Source organism: Mycolicibacterium diernhoferi (assembly GCF_019456655.1).
Classification (GTDB): domain Bacteria; phylum Actinomycetota; class Actinomycetes; order Mycobacteriales; family Mycobacteriaceae; genus Mycobacterium; species Mycobacterium diernhoferi.
Genome location: NZ_CP080332.1, coordinates 4,498,554 through 4,519,894 on the forward strand (window position 1 = coordinate 4,498,554; position 21,341 = coordinate 4,519,894).

Annotated in this window: 17 protein-coding genes; 6 read left to right on the forward strand and 11 right to left on the reverse strand. The window is 68.9% G+C overall.

Going from position 1 to position 21,341, the window contains the following annotated elements:
- Positions 1-149 precede the first annotated feature (149 nt).
- Positions 150-782: a GIY-YIG nuclease family protein gene (locus tag K0O62_RS21285; protein WP_073858297.1), complete on the reverse strand. Its 633-nt coding sequence runs from the start codon at positions 780-782 to the stop codon at positions 150-152.
- A gap of 38 nt (positions 783-820) precedes the next feature.
- Positions 821-5,005, reverse strand: coding sequence for a cadherin-like domain-containing protein (locus tag K0O62_RS21290; protein ID WP_131817445.1), 4,185 nt, complete (start codon positions 5,003-5,005; stop codon positions 821-823).
- A 595-nt stretch (positions 5,006-5,600) separates the two neighbouring features.
- Between K0O62_RS21290 and K0O62_RS21295 the strand changes: the two genes are divergently transcribed.
- Positions 5,601-5,945 carry a hypothetical protein gene (locus K0O62_RS21295; protein ID WP_073858299.1) on the forward strand — a complete coding sequence of 115 codons (345 nt, stop codon included), beginning with the start codon at positions 5,601-5,603 and terminating at the stop codon, positions 5,943-5,945.
- A 431-nt stretch (positions 5,946-6,376) separates the two neighbouring features.
- Positions 6,377-9,493 (forward strand): PQQ-dependent sugar dehydrogenase, encoded by a 3,117-nt coding sequence (locus K0O62_RS21300; protein WP_131817446.1) that lies wholly within the window; start codon positions 6,377-6,379, stop codon positions 9,491-9,493.
- Here K0O62_RS21300 and K0O62_RS21305 read toward each other — a convergent pair.
- Entirely contained in the window at positions 9,457-10,371 is a 915-nt protein-coding gene (locus K0O62_RS21305) for an LLM class flavin-dependent oxidoreductase (RefSeq protein WP_073858301.1), read from the reverse strand. The genes K0O62_RS21300 and K0O62_RS21305 overlap by 37 nt on opposite strands.
- A gap of 127 nt (positions 10,372-10,498) precedes the next feature.
- On the opposite strand from K0O62_RS21305, the gene K0O62_RS21310 reads away from it, so the two are divergent.
- The 4 genes from K0O62_RS21310 to K0O62_RS21325 are packed head-to-tail and all read left to right on the forward strand — an operon-like array spanning position 10,499 to position 13,748.
- A complete protein-coding gene (locus K0O62_RS21310) occupies positions 10,499-11,809 on the forward strand; it encodes a sensor histidine kinase (protein WP_073858302.1) in 1,311 nt (436 codons plus the stop codon).
- Positions 11,797-12,441: a response regulator transcription factor gene (locus K0O62_RS21315; protein WP_073858303.1), complete on the forward strand. Its 645-nt coding sequence runs from the start codon at positions 11,797-11,799 to the stop codon at positions 12,439-12,441. The genes K0O62_RS21310 and K0O62_RS21315 overlap by 13 nt, the downstream gene beginning before the upstream one ends.
- A gap of 25 nt (positions 12,442-12,466) precedes the next feature.
- On the forward strand, positions 12,467-13,342 hold the full coding sequence (locus K0O62_RS21320; RefSeq protein ID WP_073858304.1) for a DUF4097 family beta strand repeat-containing protein: 876 nt from the start codon (positions 12,467-12,469) through the stop codon (positions 13,340-13,342).
- Between the two features lie 16 nt (positions 13,343-13,358).
- The gene (locus K0O62_RS21325; RefSeq protein ID WP_073858305.1) at positions 13,359-13,748 is read left to right on the forward strand and encodes a VOC family protein; all 390 of its coding nucleotides are present in this window, start codon (positions 13,359-13,361) and stop codon (positions 13,746-13,748) included.
- 20 nt (positions 13,749-13,768) lie between these two features.
- Here K0O62_RS21325 and K0O62_RS21330 read toward each other — a convergent pair whose 3' ends face one another.
- The 8 genes from K0O62_RS21330 to K0O62_RS21365 form a co-directional block, all read right to left on the reverse strand.
- On the reverse strand, positions 13,769-14,245 hold the full coding sequence (locus tag K0O62_RS21330) for an Rrf2 family transcriptional regulator (protein ID WP_073858306.1): 477 nt from the start codon (positions 14,243-14,245) through the stop codon (positions 13,769-13,771).
- A 31-nt stretch (positions 14,246-14,276) separates the two neighbouring features.
- Positions 14,277-14,954 (reverse strand): pyridoxamine 5'-phosphate oxidase family protein, encoded by a 678-nt coding sequence (locus K0O62_RS21335; RefSeq protein WP_073858307.1) that lies wholly within the window; start codon positions 14,952-14,954, stop codon positions 14,277-14,279.
- Positions 14,951-15,379, reverse strand: a complete 429-nt coding sequence (locus tag K0O62_RS21340) for a nitroreductase family deazaflavin-dependent oxidoreductase (protein ID WP_073858308.1) — start codon at positions 15,377-15,379, stop codon at positions 14,951-14,953. The genes K0O62_RS21335 and K0O62_RS21340 overlap by 4 nt, the downstream gene beginning before the upstream one ends.
- Before the next feature lie 31 nt (positions 15,380-15,410).
- Positions 15,411-16,007, reverse strand: coding sequence for a cysteine hydrolase family protein (locus K0O62_RS21345; protein ID WP_073858309.1), 597 nt, complete (start codon positions 16,005-16,007; stop codon positions 15,411-15,413).
- A 259-nt stretch (positions 16,008-16,266) separates the two neighbouring features.
- Positions 16,267-17,001: a 3'(2'),5'-bisphosphate nucleotidase CysQ gene (locus K0O62_RS21350; protein ID WP_073858310.1), complete on the reverse strand. Its 735-nt coding sequence runs from the start codon at positions 16,999-17,001 to the stop codon at positions 16,267-16,269.
- Entirely contained in the window at positions 16,998-18,848 is a 1,851-nt protein-coding gene (gene cysN / locus K0O62_RS21355; protein WP_073858311.1) for a sulfate adenylyltransferase subunit CysN, read from the reverse strand. The genes K0O62_RS21350 and cysN overlap by 4 nt, the downstream gene beginning before the upstream one ends.
- Positions 18,848-19,777 (reverse strand): sulfate adenylyltransferase subunit CysD, encoded by a 930-nt coding sequence (gene cysD, locus K0O62_RS21360; protein ID WP_073858312.1) that lies wholly within the window; start codon positions 19,775-19,777, stop codon positions 18,848-18,850. The genes cysN and cysD overlap by 1 nt, the downstream gene beginning before the upstream one ends.
- A gap of 95 nt (positions 19,778-19,872) precedes the next feature.
- Positions 19,873-21,201: an MFS transporter gene (locus tag K0O62_RS21365; protein WP_073858313.1), complete on the reverse strand. Its 1,329-nt coding sequence runs from the start codon at positions 21,199-21,201 to the stop codon at positions 19,873-19,875.
- Positions 21,202-21,341: the final 140 nt, after the last annotated feature.

The following is a 21,341-nucleotide window of genomic DNA, read 5'->3' on the forward strand; positions in this document are numbered from 1 at the left end:
CCATCCACTCGACGTTGCGTGCGTCGTCCGCCGTGGGGATCGCGATGTGGGTCATCTCGGCACCGCTGCCGGCACCGTGATGATGAAGATCTGCCCACCAGGATGGGTGTGGCTAGATCTACCCTGCGGTCGTCGACACCAAACGCCCTTTACGACCACTCCGCGAGCACCCGCAGCTTGCCGGCCTTCACCGCGGCGTCGCGGCGGCGCCGTTTGAGTTCCGCGGCGAACGGATTTCGCTCGTTGTCCTGGAAGTTCAGCGGCAGCAGCAGTGCCTTGACCAACTTGGGTTCCAGGTACCACGGTTCGGGGTGCTGCACCCAGGACACCGCCGCGTTCTCGGCCATCCAGCGATTCAGCACGGCCTCGCCGCCGGCGAAGGTCTGCCGCTTGCCCGACCCCACCCGGCGCAGCGCGAAGCCGAGTTCCTCGCCGAGCAGCACGCCGAGGGATTTGCGCAGCGTGGACCCGTCGGCGCTGCCGTTGCCCGCGCCGTAGTGATAGCGGATGCGTTTGCGGAGATCCTGCGGGGCGCGCGGCTTCCCGTCGGCCCGCGGCGGGCCCGGGCAGACCCCGACATACAGCAGCGTCCAGCCGTCGTGCACCTCACAGCCCTCGACGTCGATACCGCCGGGGATCTCCTTGAACCACCAGCCGTAGGCGCCGGGCACCGCGGGCACCGGCCCCGGGTCCCCGAGCACCTCATCCCGCGTATACCGCTGCGCATCAAGGAAATTGGCGACAGCATCAGCAGCGCGCTTCGCGGACATCGACTCAGCCATTGGTCCAGCCTAGTCCCCGCATGCCACCGGGTGATCCGTCAGAGCACGTCGGTACCCGCGTTGATCGCCTGATTCTCCGCAATCACGTCCATGATCACGCCGACCACCGGTTTGGGTGTCCAGTCCGCGCGGAAGATGCCCATGGTGGCCTCGTGCGGCAGCGGATCCACATAGTCGGCAAGGGTGTGGATGAACGCCGGCCCGGCGAACGCCAGTTCACGCCAGGCGCGCAGGAAGTCGCCCACGAAGGCGGCCTGGGCGGCCTCCCCGCCCTCGGACACCGGCTGCCCGTACTCGGTGGCCCAGATCTTCAAGTTGGCGTCGCCATTGGCGACCATCACCGCATACAACTGCTGGGCCTGGGTGAGCGGCACCCCGGCGTGGCCCGCCCCCGCCGAGAACGGCACCCCGTAGTGATACGGGTGGAAGGCCAGCGCGTCGAAGTACCCGCCCGCTCCGGCGGCGTACATCTGGGACAGATAGGTCACCGGATTGATGGCCGGCCCGCCCGGCACCTCCGCGACCGCCGCCACCGAGCCGCCGATGACGGTCGCGGCGGGGTCGGCCGCCTTGATCGCGGTGTAGGCGATCTTGAGCAACGCCGTGTAGGCGGCCGCATCGGGTGTGGGCGCCCAGAAGCCGTTGTAGTTCGGCTCGTTCCAGATCTCGTAGTCGGCCACCTTGCCCTGGTAGCGGGTCGCCACCGCGGAGACGAAGTCGCCGAAGGCGACCAGATCGGTGGGCGCTCCCTGATACGGCGGCTGGCCGGGTGTCGCCGCCCAGTCCGGGGTGGTGTTGATGGTGGCCAGCACCGTGATGCCGTGGGCGTTGGCGCTGTCGACCATGCGGTCCACCGCCGCCCAGTCGAAGGTGTCGTCCTCGGGCTCGGCTCCGGCCCACGGCAACAGGATGCGGATGGTCCCGACGCCGGCCGCCTTGAGCAGACCGAGCGCCATGTCGGTGTCGACCTGAGAGTAGAAGTACATCTGCTGGACGTTGACGGCCACCGTGGTCGCCCGCTGGTCGATCGCCGATGGTGCGGGCGGTGCGATGGTGACATGCACGGTGGCGGTGGCGATCCCGCCGAATCCGTCGGCGATGTCGACCTCGAAGCTGTCGGTGTCCGCACCCTCGGTCACCAGCGCACGGTAGCGGGCGTCGACGCCGGGGATGTAGGTGAACTGCCCGTCGGCGCGCACCTTCACCGTGCCGAAGGCGGGGCCCGAACTCAGGCTGTAGGTCAGCGCGTCGCCGTCGGGGTCGTCGGCGGTGACGACGCCGGTCACCGCGCCGAGGGCGCTGGACCCACCGGTGACGGTCCCGGCCCCGTTGACCGGCGCCGCGTTGTCCGTCGGGCTCTTGGCGATGCTCAGCTTGATGGTCTTGGTGACGGTGCCACCGAAGCCGTCGCTCACGGTGATGCTGACGGTCTCGGACTTGGCCGCGGCACTCGCCCCGCGCTTGGAGGCCGCGGCGCGGGCCGCCGCGGTCGGGGTGTAGGTGAACGTTCCGTCCGGGTTGACGGTGAAGGTGCCCTTGGTGGTCCTGCCGACCGTGTAGGCCAGCGGATCACCGTCGGTGTCGGTGGCGTTGATCGCCCCGGTGATCACCCCGGAGCGCTCCTGAGGGTTGCCCAATGTCGGTGCGGCCCAGACCGGTTTGATGTTGGCCGCCCCGATCTTGACGTTGACGGTCACCGGGACGACACCGCCGTGCCCGTCATCGACGGTGATGGTGAAGGTGTCGGTCTTGTCGGCGTAGGTGGCGCCCGGCGCCCTGGCCGCGGCCAGGGCCGCCGCGGTCGGGGTGTAGGTGAAGCCGCCGCCGCTGGACACCGCGACGGCGCCCTTGGCCGGGGCGGTCCAGGTGAAGTTCACCTTGTCGCGGTCACCATCGGTCGCCTTGACGGTGCCCTTCACCGCGCCCGTGCTGGCCTGCGGTTTACCGATCGTCGTGCTGACGGTCGGCACCTTGTTCGCGGGATCTATTGCGATGGTGATGGTTTGGGTGAATGTGCCGTAGCGACCGTCGGAGACCAGCACGGTGAAGGAGTCGGTGGTCGCCGAGGCGGGTGCGCCCGTCTTGGCGGCGGCGTGCCGGGCGCGGGCGGTGGGTGTGTAGGTGTAGGTCCCGTCGGCCTTGAGCACCAGCTTGCCCTTGGTGGGCTTACCGGTGAGCTGATACGTCAGTGGGTCACCGTCGAAGTCGACGACCCCCACGGTGCCCGTCATCGCGCCGGTTGCGGGATTGGCGACGGTGTAGGAAGGATCATTGGAGAACGGCGCCCGGTTGGTCGGCACCAGCGAGAAGGCATGCGCTGCACCGGAGTCCAGGTCGGTGAAGAACATCCGGGTGCCGTCCGGGCTGAGCACCATGCCCGTCGGCCCGGCCAGGCCGCCGATCTCGGCCACGCCCAACACCGCGGCGCCGCGGAGATCCAGCGCCGCCACCAGGCCGCTGCCGGTGGTGACCATCGCCGCGGAACTGTCGCCGGTGAGCACGATGCCGGTCAGCGCATGCCCGAGTTCCATTGGGACGACCGTCTTCTTGGCGAAGTCGTAGACGGTGAGCCCACCGGTCGCGTCGACGGCGTACACCGTCTGCAGGACCGAGCTGTAGGCCAGTCCGGTCGGCGGCTGACCGGTGAGCGTGAGCACCGCGGCGGACTTCCCGGTGGAGGAGAACGACGACAGCTGACCCCCGTCGGCGGTCGCGCCGGCCACGAAGATCCGCTTACCGTCCGCGCTCACCGCGAGGTGCGTGGCCGTCACTCCCGGGTCCAGGCGCACGGTGCCGGCGATCTTGTTGTTCGACGTGGTGATCTTGGTGACGGTGGCGGCCGTTCCGTTCGCGACGTACACCACGCTGCCGCTCGGATTGATGGCGATGGCAGTGGGATTGGTGACGGCGATGGTCGCCCTCGTCGCGCCGGTGGCGGTGTCGATGACGGTGACGGTGCCGGCGGTGGAGCTGGACACGTAGATCCGGGTGCCGTCGCGTTTGACCGCGATGCCGTCGGGCGCCACGCCCGCGTTGAACTCGCCCAGCACGGTGTTGTTGACGGTGTCGAAGACGGTCACCTTGCCGGTGGCGCGGTCGGCGATGTAGGCGCGGGTGTTGGTGGCAGCCACCGCGCTCGGTTCGGTGAGATCGACGGCGGCACTCGCGTAGAACGGCGATGGGCTGACCGGCATGTTGACCGCCACGTGGGTGTCGTGGACCCCGTCGGACACCCGCAGGGTGATGGCGACGGTGTCCTCCCCCGGCGTGGCCCATGCCGCGAACCGCTGGGCGACGGTCGGCGTGTAGGTGAGGGTGGCGGTTTTGGCGTTGTAGGACAGAGTCCCCGGAATCGGGGTGGCCGGCGGCACCACCGAGACGGCAACCTTCTTACCCTCCGGGTCGGAGGCGATGAGCAGGCCGGTCACAGCGCCGGTGGTGGCGTCCGGTCGGGCCCAGGCCACCGTGGCGGTGGGCGGTGCGTTCGTCACCGCCGCGGCGACGGTGTGGCCGACGGCAGCGGTTTGGATGGCGGCGGCGGGCTCGGCGCCCACCTGGCGGCGGGCCGCGGCGAGTAGGGCCCAGGCCAGCGGCGAGTCACCGGCACCTCCGGGCAGCACGCCCAGCACCGTGGACAGCACCGGCCGCACCGCGCTGCTGATCAGATTGCGGATCACCTGCACCGGATTCACGACAACCGGTTTCGCCGTCAGCACCGTGGGCGTTGCGGCGATCGGCGGCGGGGTTGCGGCGATCGCCACGTCGAGCGCGGCCGCGGCCGGTTGATCGAGGGTCGTCCGCTCGGGCGGCGCCGACTCGGCGGTTCGCGTCATCACCGTGTCTGGGTCGGCGATGCGGGCCTGGCTGCGCGCGAAGCCCTTTCTCTTCCGCGGTGCGGGGCTCTCGTCCTCGTCATCCCCGGCGGAGTGTGCGGCACCCGTGCGCGGGCTGTCGGGGTCGGGGGCACCGGCCGCATCCGGGTCGCCGCCGCTCGGGGCGTCGGGTTCGGCGGCGTCCGCCGCATCGGGTCCGGCGTCCGCCGCATCGGGCCCGGTGCCGGTGTCCGGGCCCGAACTGTCACGCGTCTCGGTGTCCGTGGCGGTGCTGGATTGATCGGGCGATGCCCAGGCGACGCCGGCCGGACCGGCGAACGCTGTGCCGATCCCGAGCGCGACGGCCAACGCACCGACGCGACCGACATAGCCGCCGTATGGCAATTGCATCTTCACTCCCGGTTGCCCGCCCGACGCAGCCCACAGGCGCGGGACGGGCCTGGGTGTCCGCGCCGACAGCAGTTGCTGAGGAGTTTAGCTGTGCGTTTCCTGGACAATCCCTAATTTGCCAAACTCGCGTCAATTTGCGGCGGTGCGGCCACCCCGGCAGGCCTTGCCGCGCCCCCCACCAGCCCCGCCGACCCACGGCGGGAGATGCACCGGTCCGCCGGAGTCGCCGCCCCGGACCGGGACCGGGTTCGCCGGCTTTCGCGACCGACTCTGTGCGTGCCGTTGCCCGTGGGCGCAACCCGGGTCGGCCTGCCACGGTTGCCGACGCCACACCCCGGGCGCAGCGTCAGCCGCACGCTCGACGGCGAACCACCGCAGATACTCCCGCGATAATGCGAATCTTCCTGCGGTACTGCATCTTTCACACCCAACGCGACACCGTTACCGGACCGTGCGCCGGCGTTCCTGAACGTTGGTGAGCCGTCTGCTGTGAAGTGGTTGGGAATCGTCGTCTCAGCGCGCCCCGAGGCCCGGTGAGCCATTAGCGTTTTGAGCTATCCGGCCTGACGGGCCGCCTTCGGAAAAGGACGTCGCCATGAGCACCAAGAAGATCACCGCACTCGGACTAGGTTCCTTCGCGGTCGCCGCAGCGTTCATGAGCCTCGGCGCGGCGGTCGCCAACGCAGACATCGAAGAAGTAGCTCCCTCCCCCCAGGTCACCAGCCGTCAGGCGTTGCTGATCGACGACAACGCCCTGCGCGTCGCGGACTACGGGCAGGCACGCGGGCAGGGCGAATCACGGGCCGCCGATCTGGGCGAGGTCACCGCCCAGGGACAAGTCCGCGACTCCACCAAGGCGATCGCCGGCACGAAGGCCGCACCGTTCAATCTGGAGGCCAACGGGTCGTTCGTGTTCGCCCCGCCGATCGGCGACTGGTAGAACACCCGCCCGGCACACCCTGGGCGAATTCACCCCAATTTGCTTGCTAACGCAAGTACCTGAGCGGGCCCCGAAGTGGCGGACCATGCCATACGGCCGTACGGTGCACGCCCAGCTCGGCGGCCGATTCGACGCCCCGGCGACATCGCGACGAAGCCGTACTTTCACCTCTGACAGATAGCCCGGATTCCCGCGACACCGCGTTCACACAGGTCAGATCCGCCACAAAAATTAACGTTGGCGTCACTGTCCATCCAGCGCCAACGTTGACGTCTTTGGCAATTCCGCCTGAACTAACTCACATAATCCGCCGTCGTCATGCAGTATGTGATGCGACACCAGACCAGGTGTGCGGCCGGATCAGGGGGTTTCGACGGGTGATTTCACACATTTCCAGCGATAGCTACACGCTGCACAGCAACTATTCGACAGTGCGTGCCGCATCCGGAATCGGTGCCCGTCACCGGCAACAGAACCCCACCTACGCCAGGCACATCGGCCGCGTCGGGGCGTTGGCCCTCGCGCTCGGAGTCTTCGGTGCGGCGGCGACCAACGCCGGCGTCGCATACGCGGACACCTCGGAGTCATCCTCGAGTTCCTCCACCTCCGGTGAGGGATCCTCCGGCGGCACCCCGTCCGGCACCACGTCGAACACGGGCTCCGGCGGTTCAGGTGCCGCAGCGCCGGGCGGGGGCACCGGCCCGTCCACCGACGACGCGGATGACGACAAGGGGTCCGGCCTCGACGACGACGGCCCCGACCTCGCCGGCCAGAACGACGGCCTCGGCGACGAGGACGAAGACGACGACCAGGACGAAGACGAAGGCGAAGACGAAGACGAAGCCTTCCAGGCGGAGGTGGCCGACGCGCTGCTGCCCGACACCGCGCCCGCCGACGAACTGCCGGTCGAAGAACTGCCGGTCGAAGAACCCGCCGAGGAGCTGCCACCCACCGACGGCGAACTCCCGACCCCACCGGCCGACCCCGAGCCCGCCGACACCACGCCGACCGGCGGCAACCCCACACCCTCGAACACCGACCATGCGCCGCAGAGTCCGGCCGCGGTGGTCCCGGCCGGCAATGAGGACGACGCCGCACCGGAGACCGCAGAACTGGGCGCCGAGCTCACCGATCCCGGCACCGGCTCCGCGCACACCGCGTCGGACGCGGGCTTCGGGGCCACCGCCCTGGCCGCCGCGAGGACCGCCCCGGCCGGCGCCGCCGCCGCCACGTCCAACCCGATCGCCAAGCTCATCTCCCAGATCCCCACCCCCGGCGAGGTGATCGCGGGCATCAAACGCTTTGTCACCCAGTGCGCCTGCGCGCTGGTCAAGGGCGCCATCGATCTGCTCGCCAACTTCGCGCCGTCGAGCGCCCCGGCCCCCGGTGGCCCCGCCAACCCGCTCGAACAAATTGCCGGCTGGGCGGTGTTCGGCTGGATCCGGCGGCAGGTCGACTACGTGGCCGCGGCCTTCAACCGGACCCCGATCGGGCAGTGGGTGCACCAGATCGGCGTCAACGTGCGGGAGTGGATCGGCGATCTCAACAACTCGCCATTCGGCCGTCAGATCTCGGCGGGGGTGGCCGCGTTTCTCGCCGAATGCGAAGGCCGGGTCGCTCTGCCTTCCGAGTTCGACCGGACCACCCTGGTCTCCGGCCTGAACGAGCCCACCGACTTCGAACTGATCATGCACGACGGCGAGTCGGACCACGTCCATCAGATTCTGTTCACCGAGAAGTCCGGGGCGATCAAGCTCTACGACACGCACACCAAGACGCTGACGACCCTGACCACGCTTGTCGTGCAGACCAGCGGCGGAGAACGTGGCCTCATCGGCATCGAGGTCGACCCCAACTACTGGAACTCCGACCAGCCCGGCTACCAGAAGATCTACGTCGCCTACACCAACGCCGACAACTTCGACCAACTGTCGAGCTTCACCTTCGATGGCAGCACACTCACCGACGAGCAGAAACTGGTGCAATCGACCCTGTCCGCCAACGATTTCCACCACGGTGGCGAGATCGAGTTCGACGCCACGGGCCAGTACATCCTGTGGGCCGTCGGCAACAACACCCGGCCGACCGAGAACTCCCAGGATCTCACCAACATCCACGGCAAGATCCTGCGCCTCAACCGCGACGGGTCGGGGGCCGTCGACAACCCGTTCTACGTCGAGGGCGGGGACGAGAACACCAACCGGATCTATGCCTACGGGATGCGCAACCCGTTCCGGTTCGCGGTCGATCCCGCCAACGGTGCGATCCTCTCCGGGGACGTCGGCGAGTACACCTGGGAGGAGCTCAACCTCGTCCGGCCGGGCGCCAACTACGGCTGGCCGGTGGCCGAAGGTCCGCAGCCCGGAAGCGGATTCGCCGACCCGCTGTACGCCTACCGGCACACGCTGGCCACCAATACCGGCTCGATCACCGCGGTGATGGTGTACGACGACGGCACCGCGGTGCCCGGCCAGAAGAAGGTGCTCATCGCCGATTACTCGCTGGGCTGGATCAAGGAACTGACCTTCGACGACCAGTACACCAGCCTGATCAGCGAACGCACCATCGACAGCGGCGCCGGCGCGGTGGTGAAGATGGCCCAGGGACCGGGCGGGGAGATCTACCAGCTCAACATCTACCCCGGAACCCTGTCGATCATCACCCCGTCGGACGGTAACCGCACCCCGGTCGCGGTGATCAAGGCCTCCGCGACCTCGGGGGCAGGCAACAGCCTGGAGGTGGACTTCGACGGCACCTTCTCCACCGATCCGGACAACGATGATCTGACCTACACCTGGTCGTTCGGCAACGGCCAGACCTCGACCGCCGGTAAGCCGGCGACCGTAACGTTCACCAACACCGGTAATTTCACCACCTACACGGTGACGCTCACGGTGACCGACGAACTGGGCAAGCAGAGCACCGCCACCCAGCAGATCGTCGTCGGCAGCACACCGCCGACGGCCGATTTCGACGTGCCCGCCGGAGCTGACTGGAAGTACAACGCCGGAGACACGGTGTCCTTCCAGGCCACCGGCACCGACCTCGAAGACCGGCCCGACGGGTCCGGGCTCCCGGCCGGCGCGTTCTCCTGGACGGTCGAGTTCCGGCACGCCGATCACAAGCACCCGTTCATCAACGAGGTCACCGGACCGGACCTGTCGTTCAAGATCCCGGTCGACTACGACCAGCTCGCCAACACGTGGTACCGGGTCATCCTCACGGTGACCGACAGCAGCGGCCTGAAAACCGTTGTCACCAAGGACATCAACCCGAACCTGGTGACGCTCACCTTCGGATCCAACATCCCGGGCGCCAAGTACACGCTGGACGGTATCCCGCACACCGGAACCCACACCGAGCAGGTCGTGGTCGGCGTCGAACGGACCCTCGGCGCGATGTCACCGCAGACCATCAACGGTCAGCAGTACATCTTCGACAGCTGGTCCAACGGGCAGGGCAGTACCCACGTGATCACCACCCCGGGCACCGACGGCGCCTACACCATCAACTACGTGGCGGCACCGGCCCCGGCGGTCGTGGTCTGATTCAGTTCGCTGATCACCTCGGCGACGCGGTGCACCTGCTCGATGTCATCCGACGTCGGGATCAGGTGCACCTCGTCGGCGCCGATGCCCGCGAAACCGCGCAGTACCTGCAGGAGCTCGTCCTGGCTGCCCGACCACCCCGTGGTGGGCGCGATGGCGTCCACGATGTCGGCCGGGATCCAGTTCATATAACGCAGCAGATGGCGGCGAACCTGATCACGGGCCGCCTCGGGCTCCCCGATGGCGAACCAGAACGATGTCGCCAGTAGCGGTTTCGCCTTCCCGGCCGCCGCCCAGGCGTCGCGGGCGACGTCGAAGAGCTCGTTCTGCTTGGCGAGGTCGAGGTCGAGCGTGGTACCGGCCAGCCCGGACGCCCAGCCGGCCGCACTGCGCACCGTCTTGGGGCCGATGGTGCCCACCAGCAGCTCCGGGCCGCCGTGCTGCACCGGCGGCGGCCCCACCGGCAGCACCGAATCGGTGACCTTCTCCCCGGCCCACACCCGCTTCATCACCGCCACCCGCTCGGCCATGCTGCGCATGGTCTGGCCGGCCGGGTCGGCGCCGACCGCCCGATAGTCCTCGTGCCGGCCGCCGACCCCCAGGCCGACCGTCAGTCGTCCGCCGCTCAGCAGGTCGCCGGTGGCCAGACTCTTGGCCAGCCGCACCTCGTCGTGCAGCTGGGGCACCACCACCGTCGTCACCAGCCGCACCCGGTCGGTCCAGGCCGCCAGCGCACCCAGCAGGGTCAGCGAGTCCGGGTTGTCGAACGCGATGCGCTCACCCCAGCACAGCGACGAGAACGGGCCGTCGTCGATCACCTTCGCCCATGTCCGCAGCATCCCGGCATCCAGATCCGGTTCCATCACCGGCATTGTCATCCCCACGCGCACGTCGGCGATTCTGGCACGGGCAACCGCCGGGGAGCCACGGAACGGGGGTTATCCCCCAGACAGCTCGCGGGGAAACGCGGTGTCGCGGGGGCCCGAGAGTCCATAGGTTGGTGCCATGGTCGCAGTCACCTCCACCCCGACAGCCCCCATCCCGGTCCCGGAGACGGCCGCGGAACCGGCATCGCGTCATATCGGCGTGGTGCCGACGGCGTCGATGATCATCGGTGCCGCAGTGGCCACGGTGTGGTTCTGGGTGCCGCTGGCCATCCTCGTCATCGCGGTGTCCTCGATCCCCTCGATCATCGGGTTCCTGCTCGCCGCCGTGGTCTTCGTGTACCTGATGCGCGGCGTCGACAGGGTCGAGCGGGTCCGCAGCGAGGCCGTCTTCGGTATGCAGATCCCGGTCCCGTCACGAAAAATATCCGGCTACAAAGGGTTCCAGCGCTGGGCTCATCAACTCCTGCTCGACGTCAGCAGCGTCCGGTTCTGGAAGTCCGCGGCGCACCACTACCTGCGGATGACCTATGACCTGTTGGCCGGTGGGTTGGCGCTGGCGCTGCTGGCATTCGCGTTCCTCGGTCCGGCCGCGGCCCTGGCGGTACAGCGCAGCGATGAGGACGCCGGGTTGCGTTTCCTGTCTCCCCCGCCGGCGTTCGTCCTGGCATTCGTCGCGCTGGCCGCGGCGGTGGCGATCCTGATCTTCGCTCCGGCACTGGACGCCAAGATCGACCGGTGGCTGCTGACGGCCTCGCCGACGGCCGAGCTGCAACGCGAGGTCAGCGCGTTGTCCCAGGCGCGGCAGGGCGCCGTCTCCTCGGCCCAGACCGAGCGGCACCGCATCGAACGCGATCTGCACGACAGCGTGCAGCCGCGGCTGGTGTCGCTGGCCATGACGATCGGCCTGGCGCAGACCAAGCTGGACAGCGACCCGGCCGCGGCGGCCACACTGATCGCCGAGGCGCACGACGACGTCAAGGCCGCGCTGGCCGAGCTGCGCAATGTGGTGCGCGGCATCGCGCCGACCATCCTGGCCGACCGGGGTCTGGACGCCGCCCTCTCGGCGGTGGTACAGCGCACCGAAACATCCGGGGTGCCAACCACTCTGGACATCCATCTGCCGGACCGTCTGCCCGACGAGGTGGAGGCGTGCGCCTACTTCGTGGTCGCCGAGGCGTTGACCAACGTGGCCCGGCACGCCGAGGCCACCCAGGCGGTGGTGACGGTACGCGCCGACGAGGCGAGCGGCACCCTGCACGTCTCGGTCTTCGACGACGGCCGCGGAGGCGCGCAGATCGACACCGGCGAGGATTCCACCGGGCTGCGCGGGCTGGCCGAACGGGTGCGCGCGGCCCGGGGCACCTTCGACGTGTCCAGCCCGGCCACCGGCCCCACCATCGTCACGGCGGTGCTGCCATGCGCATCGTGATCGCCGAGGATTCGGCGCTGCTGCGGGCCGGCATCGAACGCATCCTCGCCGACGCCGGGCACGAGATCGTGGCCGGCGTCGGCGATGCGACCGAGCTGTTGCGGATCGTCAACGCCCAGAATCCCGACCTGGCCATCGTCGATGTCCGGATGCCCCCCACCTTCACCGACGAAGGCATCCGCGCCGCCGCCCTGCTGCGATCCCAGAACCCCGACTCGCCGGTGCTGGTGCTCTCCCATTACGTCGAGGAACGCTACGCGGCCGATCTGATCGCCTCGGACACAAGGGGTTTCGGATATCTGCTCAAGGACCGGGTCGCCGATGTCCCGGCCTTCCTGGACGCCGTGCGAGTGGTCGGGTCCGGGGGCACCGTGCTCGACCCGGAGGTGGTCTCCCAGATCCTGGTGCGTTCCCGGCGCCGCGCGGCACTCGACGCGCTGACACCACGCGAGCAAGACGTACTGCAGCTGATGGCCGAGGGCAAGACGAACTCGGCGATCGGTGCGGCGCTGCACATCTCGGTGGGCTCGGCGGAAAAGCACATCGCCTCGATCTTCACCAAGCTGGCGCTGGCACCCGACGACAGCGAGAACCGACGGGTGCTCGCGGTCCTTCGGCACCTCGAATCCTGATCAGCCGCTCACGAAAGGGCACCTCGTGACCACCAACACCACCCTCGCTCCGCCCGCTCCGGCACCTCTGTCCGCGGGTGGGCGCGGACCGTTGCGCGTCCTGCTGGTCGTCGCGGCGACCGTCGTCATCGTCATCGTCCTGGCGCTGCTGACCACGGGCGCCGTCGGGCTCAGCGCGCTGCGCATGGTGGCCGACCGCCAGACGCTGCCGGCGGGGATGCGATCGTTGACCGTGGACACCGCGGATTCCCCGATGGCCGTACGCATCCTCTCGGACCGGGAGGCCGCCGAGCCCCGCGTGGAGGTCCGCACCGTCGCCTCCCGACGCGGTGACCGCCAGACCCTCAGCATCACCAACGACGCGAACGGCACCCTGCTGCGGGTCGACCCGGGGACCGGGTACCTGCCCTGGGGCGAACCGGGTGAGGTCACCGTGACGCTGCCGCCGGAACTCGGACGTCAGCTCGCGGTCACGGTGCGCCAGAACGCCGGGGTGCTGATCGCCGACGCCGACCTCGACCAGCTCACCGCGACCACCACCGACGGGGCTATCATCCTGCGCGGCACCGCGCGCCGGGTGGAGGTGCGCGGAGAGGACGGGCACATCCGGGCCCGCGAGCCGATCACGGTCGCCGAATCGTTCACCGCGTCACTGGCCGGCGGCAACATCGACGTCCGGTTCGCCGGGACACCGCCGCGCCGGATCGAGACGACCACCCGCGACGGCAACATCGACATCACGCTCCCGCCGCCCGGGCCCTACCTGGTGAATGCGCACTCCCGCGACGGCCAAGTCCGGGTGCGGGTACCCGAGACCTCCGACCCGGCCCGCGCTGCCGCGCAGGTCACCGCCCGCACCGAGGACGGCAACGTCTCGGTCGATGAACGTGGGGACCGCTGAGCGGTAGCGTGGGATCGTGGCGATCACCTTCAACCACACCATCGTGGCGTCCAGGGACCGTGCCGGATCCGCGGCCTTCTTCACCGAGCTGTTCGGGTTGCCGGCCGCGGCCGAGTTCGGGCCGTTTCTGGCGGTCACGCTCAACCACGGTGTCTCACTGGACTTCGCACAGGCCCCCGACGGTGCCGACATCCACCCGCAGCATTACGCATTTCTGGTGTCCGAGAACGAGTTCGACGAAATCTACAGCCGGATCCGGGAACGTGGCCTGCAGCACTGGGCCGACCCGCACGGCCGGCAGCCCGGCGAGATCAACCACCACGACGGGGGCCGCGGGGTGTACTTCCCGGACCCCTCCGGGCACTACCTGGAGATCATCACCCGACCCTACGGAAGCGGAGCCTGAACCGACAGGCATCGCGCAGGTCAGGTGGTCCGGTGCCCCCGCGCCGTCTCCTGGCCCAGATAGTCACGGGCCAGCGCCACCACATGATCGGGCAGTGCGCCGGCGGCCACGTCGGCCAGGCTGGTCTCCTCCAGCACCGAACGCATGCTGGCGCGCAGCGCCCGCCACACATCGGTGAGCGCCGCCGTCGGGCCGGAGTAGGGCAGGTCGCCCAGGCCGATGTCGCGGACGCTGGCCAGCGGGCCGTCGATACAGCGCAACACGTCGGCGATGCTGATGTCGGCGGCCGGGCGGGCCAGTTGGTAGCCGCCGTCACGGCCGCGGTGGCTGCGCACCAGCCGGTCGGTGCGCAGATCGGAGAGGATGTCGACCAGGAACTGCGCGGGAATGCCCTGCGCCTTGGCCAGATCGTCGGTTTTCACCAGTTCACCGGCGTCGACGGTGGCGAGTTGGACCATGGCGCGGACGGCGTACTCCGCCTTCGCCGACATCCGCATACCGCGAATTGTGCCATTGGCCGTCCGTGGTTCAGCCGAGTGGCGGCGCCGCGTGGCGCAACGGGCCCGTCATGGCCTGCACCGATGCCGGCAGCGGGGTGTCCGGCGGGCAGTCCGGTGCGCGTTGCGGGGGGCCGTAGTGGACGCTCAGTGGGACGACCCCGGCCCACGCACCCGCCACCACATCGGACTCGGGATCCTCGGGCCAACCGGCGCTGACCTTGAGCGACCAGTTCGCACCGGTGATCGGCAGCCGCAGCACCAGGGTGGCCGCCAGCTCACGGGTGGTGCCGGCCCGCAACTCGGCCACCCGCCCGGGGATGAAGCTGTCGGTCAGCGCGTCCAGGTAGCGCCGCTTGTGCTCGTCCGCGACGACGGCGAAGCTGCCGAACAGGGTGGCGCTGCGGTAGTGGAACGAGGATTCGAACCCGCTGCGCGCCACCACCACCCCGTCCAGCGCGGTCACCGACACGGCGATCTGGGCGCCGGCGGCCAGTGCCCGCATCCACGGTGAGCCGGTGGATCCGTGGATCACCAGATCATCGGCGAGACGGGCGAATCCGGTGGGGAACGCCACCGGGTGGCCGTCGCGGACCAGCGCCACGGTGGCCAGCGGGGTGCTGTCGAGAAGCTCGTCGAGGCCGGCGCGGACGGTGGTCTGCTTCTCCCGGAGCCGGGTCACCCGGGTGGACGGCAGGCCGGTGGTCACGCGCGGCGCAGCGCCAGCACCGGGATGACGCGGATGCCGGCGGCCTTCGTCTCGTATTCGGCGAAGCCGGGATAGCGGCGCGCCTGCTCGGCGTAGATGCGGTCGCGGTCCGCGCCGGTGATCTCGGTGACCTCGACGTCGTACGTTTCGGTGCCGCGCTCGATCTGGGTGCGGCCGGCCGCGGTCAGGTTGTGGTACCAGGCCGGGTTCGTCGGGGCGCCGGCCTTGGACGCGAAGACGTAGATGGTGTCGGGATCCTGCTCGTCGGGCAGGTACATCGTCGGGGTCACGTTCTGCTTGCCGGACTTGCGGCCCCGGTGGTGCAGGAGCACCATCGGCGCACCCTCGAAGTTGCCCCCGACCTTGCCCTCGTTGGCCCGGAACTCGTTGATGATCTGGGTGTTGAAGTCGTCCGGCTCCCCCATGGCGATCTCCTGTCGATGTGTCGGCTGTTCGTCAGTCCGGGATCGCGGCAGCGTCGGGCGCCACGATCGCGAACAGATCGTTGAGGGCGGCCAGGCTGGCCGATTGCAGCGCGGCGGCGGACACGGTGCTGCCGTCCGGGCCGGGCAGCGGCCGGGTGGCCGTCGCGGCGGCCACCACGGTCGGCGCGTAACCGAGGTTGAACGCACCGCGCGCGGTGGAGTTGATGCACATGTGCGTCATGAACCCGGCCAGCACCAGGTTGGTCGCGCCGACGGCCTTGAGCTTCTCGTCGAGATCGGTCTGCACGAACGAGTTCGGGTACTGCTTGACCACCACCGGTTCGTCGCCACGCGGTGCGACGGAGTCCACGATCGCGCCGACCTCGGCGGTGATGTCATACGGCGACCCGACCCCGCCGTTGTGCTGAATGTGGATGATCGGGATGCCGGCGGTGCGGGCCCGGTCCAGCAGTGCGGCGGTCTCGTCGAGCGCGGCCTGCACACCGTCGAGTTCCATCACGCCGTAGGTGTAGGTGTTCTGGCAGTCGACGAGCACCAGGGCCGAGTCCTTGAGCGACGACGGGGCGGAGGGCAGGTTTTCCAGGGTGCGCAGCGTGGGTCGGCTCATGTGGTCAGCTTACGGACGCCGGGGTTGCCGGAACAGCAATCCGCGGGACCCGACGGCCGGACTGGCCTCATGGCCGATACCCCGCCGCCGCGCACCGGAGCCGGTGAGACCGAGACGCTGCGCGAGCTGATCGACGGCACGGCCGGGCGGTGAGGGCGATGTGGCATCGCAAAAGGTAGTACTGCCCGTAGTACTACACGCAGGACGGTACTGCCGGTAGTACTGCATCCGACACGGCATTGTCGGCGCCGAAACTCCGCTACTGCGCTCGGGTCACCGCGAGCACCGCATCCGCCAACTCCGGGCGGCACACGATGAGATCGGGCAGCGACACATCGGACTGGTTGTAGACCAGCGGCGAGCCGTCGATGCGCGAGGTGAACAGCCCGGCCGCCCGGGCCACCGCCACCGGCGCGGCCGAATCCCATTCGTACTGGCCGCCGGCATGCACGTAGACATCGGAGATACCCTGCACCACCGACGCGACTTTGGCTCCGGCCGAACCCATTTCGACCAGGGTGCCGTCCAGCGCGTCACGGACCGCGAGGGCCACCGCGGGCGGGCGGGTGCGCGACACCACTACCCGTGGGGCCGCCGAGGTCGTGGCGGGCGCGGCCACCGTCGGGGTGGCCAGGGTGACGCCCTGGGCCGGCAGCGCGACCGCGCCGGCGACCAGGTCACCACGCTCCCACAGGGCGACGTGCACCGCCCAGTCGTCGCGGCCGAGTTCGGAGAACTCCCGGGTGCCGTCCAGCGGGTCCACGATCCACACCCGCTGCGCGGTCAGCCGGGCCTTGTCGTCGGCGCCCTCCTCGGAGAGCACCGCATCCCCGGGCCGGTGCTGCGCCAGCGCGGCCATCAAGAACTCATGGGAACGCTTGTCCCCGGCCGCTTTCCGGTCGGCCGCATCGGCGCCGGCCAGTTCGGCGCGCACCCCGAGCAGCAGGTCGCCGGCCTCGGTGGCGAGCCGCGCGGCCAACTCGTGGTCGCTCATCCCCGACTGCTCAACAGATCGATGACCTGCTGCGCCAACTCATCCGGCGACTGGTCCGGCGTCAGCCGCAGATCCGGGTTCTTCGGCCGCTGATAGGGGCTGTCGATCCCGGTGAAGTGGGTGATCTCGCCGCGGCGGGCCTTGGCGTAGAGCCCCTTGGGGTCGCGGCGTTCGCAGTCCTCCAGCGGGGTGTCGCAGAACACCTCGTAGAAGTCGTAGCCCTGCTCGGCGTGCACCTTGCGGGCCAGTTCCCGGTGCGATTCCAGCGGACTGATCGCCGGCACCAGCACAATCTGGCCGGAATCGGCGAGCAGCGTCGCGATATGGGCGAGCCGGCGCAGGTTCTCGGCGCGGTCATCCATCGAGAAGCCCAGATCGGCGTTCAGGCCGTGGCGCAGGTTGTCCCCGTCGAGCACATACGCGGGCCGGCCCGCGGCCAGCAACTTCTGCTCGACAAGCATTGCCACCGAGGACTTCCCGGATCCGGACAGCCCGGTGAACCACACCGTGGAGCCCTTGGACAACCGGTCGGCGGCGGTGACCAGATTCTGGTGGCGTACCGCGTTGGGGCTGGCGGACCGGTTCGCGGCCGGCTCGGTGTCACGCACCATGCCCGCGGCGACGGTGCCGTTGGTGTCCGGATCGATCAGGATGAACGATCCGGTCGCCGCGTTACGCGAATATTCGTCGAGCAGCAGCGGCACCTGGGTGCGCAGCGTGACGCGGCCGAGTTCGTTGATCTTCAACGCCGTTGCGCTCTTGTCGCGGTGCAGCGTGTTGACATCGAGCCGGTAGTCCAGCGCCGCCACCCGGGCCCTGGTGGTGCGGGTGGTGTGCTTGATGATGTAGTCGCGGCCCGGTTCCAGCGCGGCGTCATCGGCCATCCAGCACACGGTGGCGTCGAAGTCCTGGGTGACGTGCGGCTGGTTGTTGGGCCTGGCGATCATGTCGCCGCGCGAGATGTCGATATCGTCGGCGAGGCTTATCGACACCGCCATCGAGGCAAAAGCCTCGTCCAACGGACCGGACGGCCCGGCAATCTCGGTGATACGGCTGGTCTTTCCCGCCGGCAGCACCACGATCTCATCGCCGGTACGCATGACGCCGCCGGCAATGGTGCCCGCGTAGCTGCGATGGTCGGCGTGCTCGTGGGTCTGCGGCCGGATCACATACTGCACCGGGAAGCGGACGTCGACCAGGTTGCGGTCACCGGCGACGTACACCTCTTCGAGATGGTTCAACAGGGCCGGGCCCTCATACCAGGGCGCGACCTCGGACTTGGTGACCACATTGTCGCCGTTGAGCGCCGACATCGGGATGGTGGTCACGTCGTGGATGTCCAGACGCGCGGCGAACTCGTGGAAGTCATCGCGGATCTTGTTGAACCGCTGCTCATCCCAACCCACGAGGTCCATCTTGTTGACGGCCAGCACGATGTGCTGGATGCCGAGCAGCGATGCCAGGAAGGCGTGTCGGCGGGACTGCTCCAGCAGACCGTGACGGGCGTCGACCAGCACGATCACCAACTGTGCCGTCGAGGCACCGGTGACCATGTTGCGGGTGTACTGCACATGGCCTGGGGTGTCGGCGATGATGAATTTGCGCTTGGCCGTGGCGAAGTAGCGGTAGGCGACATCGATGGTGATGCCCTGCTCACGCTCGGCGCGCAACCCGTCGGTCACCAAAGCCAGGTCGGTGTAATCGTTTCCGCGTTCCTTGGAGGTGCGCTCGACGGCCGCCAACTGATCCTCCATGACGGCCTTGCTGTCATAGAGCAGCCGGCCGATCAGGGTGGACTTGCCGTCGTCGACCGAGCCGGCGGTCGCGATACGAAGCAAAGTAGCCATCAGAAGTACCCCTCGCGCTTACGGTCTTCCATACCGGCCTCGGAGATCCGGTCATCGGCGCGGGTGGCGCCGCGCTCGGTCAGCCGCGACACCGCGGTCTCGGCGATCACCTCGGCCACGGTGCCGGCCAGCGACTCCACGCAGCCGGTGCAGGTGACGTCGCCGACGGTACGGAACCGCACGGTCTTCTCGATGATGGGTTCGTCCTTGCGCGGCTGCAGGTACTTGTGCACCGCGAGCAGCATGCCGTCGCGCTCGAAGACCTGCCGTTGATGCGCGTAGTAGATGGACGGCAGTTTGATCTTCTCGGCCCCGATGTAGGACCAGATGTCGAACTCGGTCCAGTTGGAGATGGGGAACGCGCGGATGTGCTCCCCCTTGCGGTGCCGCCCGTTGTAGAGGTTCCACAGCTCGGGACGCTGGGCCTTGGGGTCCCACTGGCCGAATTCATCGCGGAAGCTGAACACCCGCTCCTTGGCGCGGGCCTTCTCCTCGTCGCGCCGCGCCCCGCCGAACGCAGCGTCGAACTTGTTCTCCCGGATGGCGCGCAGCAGCGTGAAGGTCTGCATCGGGTTGCGCGACGGGATGGTCTCGACGACGCGGCCTGCGTCGATATCGTCCTGCACCTTGGCGACGACCAGCCGCACGCCGCTCTCGGCGACCAGCTCGTCGCGGACCTGCAGCACTTCATCGAAGTTGTGCCCGGTGTCGACGTGCATGACCGGGAACGGCAGCCGGCCGGGCGCGAACGCCTTGACGGCCAGGTGCAGCATCACGATGGAGTCCTTGCCGCCGGAGAACAGCAGCACCGGCTTCTCGAACTCCGCGGCGACCTCACGGATGATGTGGATGGCCTCGGCCTCCAGCGAGCGCAGGTGGCTCAGCTCGTAGCGGGCGGCGGCCGGGTCGAGATCGGCGGGCGCGGTCATCGCATCTCCATAAAGTTGGTAGATATGACCAGAATTGCAATCATGGTTGGGTATTTAACAGCCGCGACCCCACCGCGTCAAGACTTAAGCGCAGGTCAGTTGCCGGTCACATGCGCCGCGGCGCGCCGCGGCAACCGGACCGATTCGATGAGCGTCACCGCCAGCAGCGCGCCGAGCACCAGGAATGTCACCGAGTACGAGGCGAGCTGGCTCACCAGCAGGGCGGCCACCGCGACCCCCAATCCGGCGGCGAGTTCCTGCACCGAGGCGTTGAGCGTGTTGGCGTGGGTGAGTGTGTCGCCCTCGACATCGGAGAAGGCCAGGGTGTTGTAGGCGGTGAACCCGATCGAGCGCAGCGCCCCGCTGAGATAGAGGATGCCGCCGATGAGCGCCACCGGCATCCCGGGCGCCACCAGCGCCAGCAGACCGAAGCAGGCCACCGAGGCGATGCCGTTGACCACCAGCACGGTGCGGATACCGAGACGACGCATCAGCGGCGTGGTGGCGGGCTTGATGGTCAGGTTGCCCGCGAACAGCACGGCCACCATCAGCCCGGCCTGGAACGGCGTCCAGCCGAACTCCAGGACGAACATCAGCGGCAGCAGGAACGGCACCGCGGTGATGACCATCCGGTACAGCGATCCGGCGGTCACCGTGATGCGCAGCGTCCGCACCCGCAGCACCGCCAACCTGATCAGCGGCGCGGATGTCCGCAGCAGGTGCCACAGCGCCAGGCTCAGCAGCACCACGGCGCCCACACCGCAGGCGCCGACCAGCAGCCAGTCCGTCCCGGACACCCGGATGCTCTCCAGGGAGATCAACGCCGCGGCGATACCGCCGCCGAGCAGCAGCATGCCCGGCCAGTCCAGTTTGCGCGCGGAGTCGACAGGACCACCCCGAACCAACCTGAGCGCCAAGGCGAAACCGATGATGCCGAGCGGGATGTTGACGAGGAAGATCCACCGCCAGCTACCCAGCGTCGCGATCGCCCCGCCCAGCACCGGCGCCAGCACCGGCGCCGTCATCGCCGGCCAGGTGAGCAGCGCGATGACCCGCACCCGGTCGGTGGTGGCGCTGTTGCGCAGGACCGCCAACCGCCCGACCGGCACCATCATCGCCCCGCCGATCCCCTGCGCCACGCGCATCGCCACCAGCATCGGCAGCGAGGTGCTCAGCGCACAGCCCACCGAGGCCAGCGTGAACACCACGATCGCGGCGAGAAACACCCGCCGCACCCCGAACCGGTCGGCCATCCACCCGGTCGCCGGGATCAAGACGGCGACGGTCACCAGGTAGGCCGAGATCGCGACGTTCACGTCGACCGCGCCGACCCCGAACGAGGCGGCGATCAGCGGGATGGCCGGCGTGATGATCGTGGCGTCGAGGATTTCCATGAACATCGCGCCGGCCACCAGCAGGGCCATGCCCCGGGGAAACGACTGCGAGTGTTGAGGCGCGGACACGGCAGGAAATCTAGTCCGCGCACAGCGATTCGCGCACATCGCCGGCCGACTAAAAATCGCCGATCGCCGAAGGGTTGTCAGCGCGCTGCCGGGCTCACAGG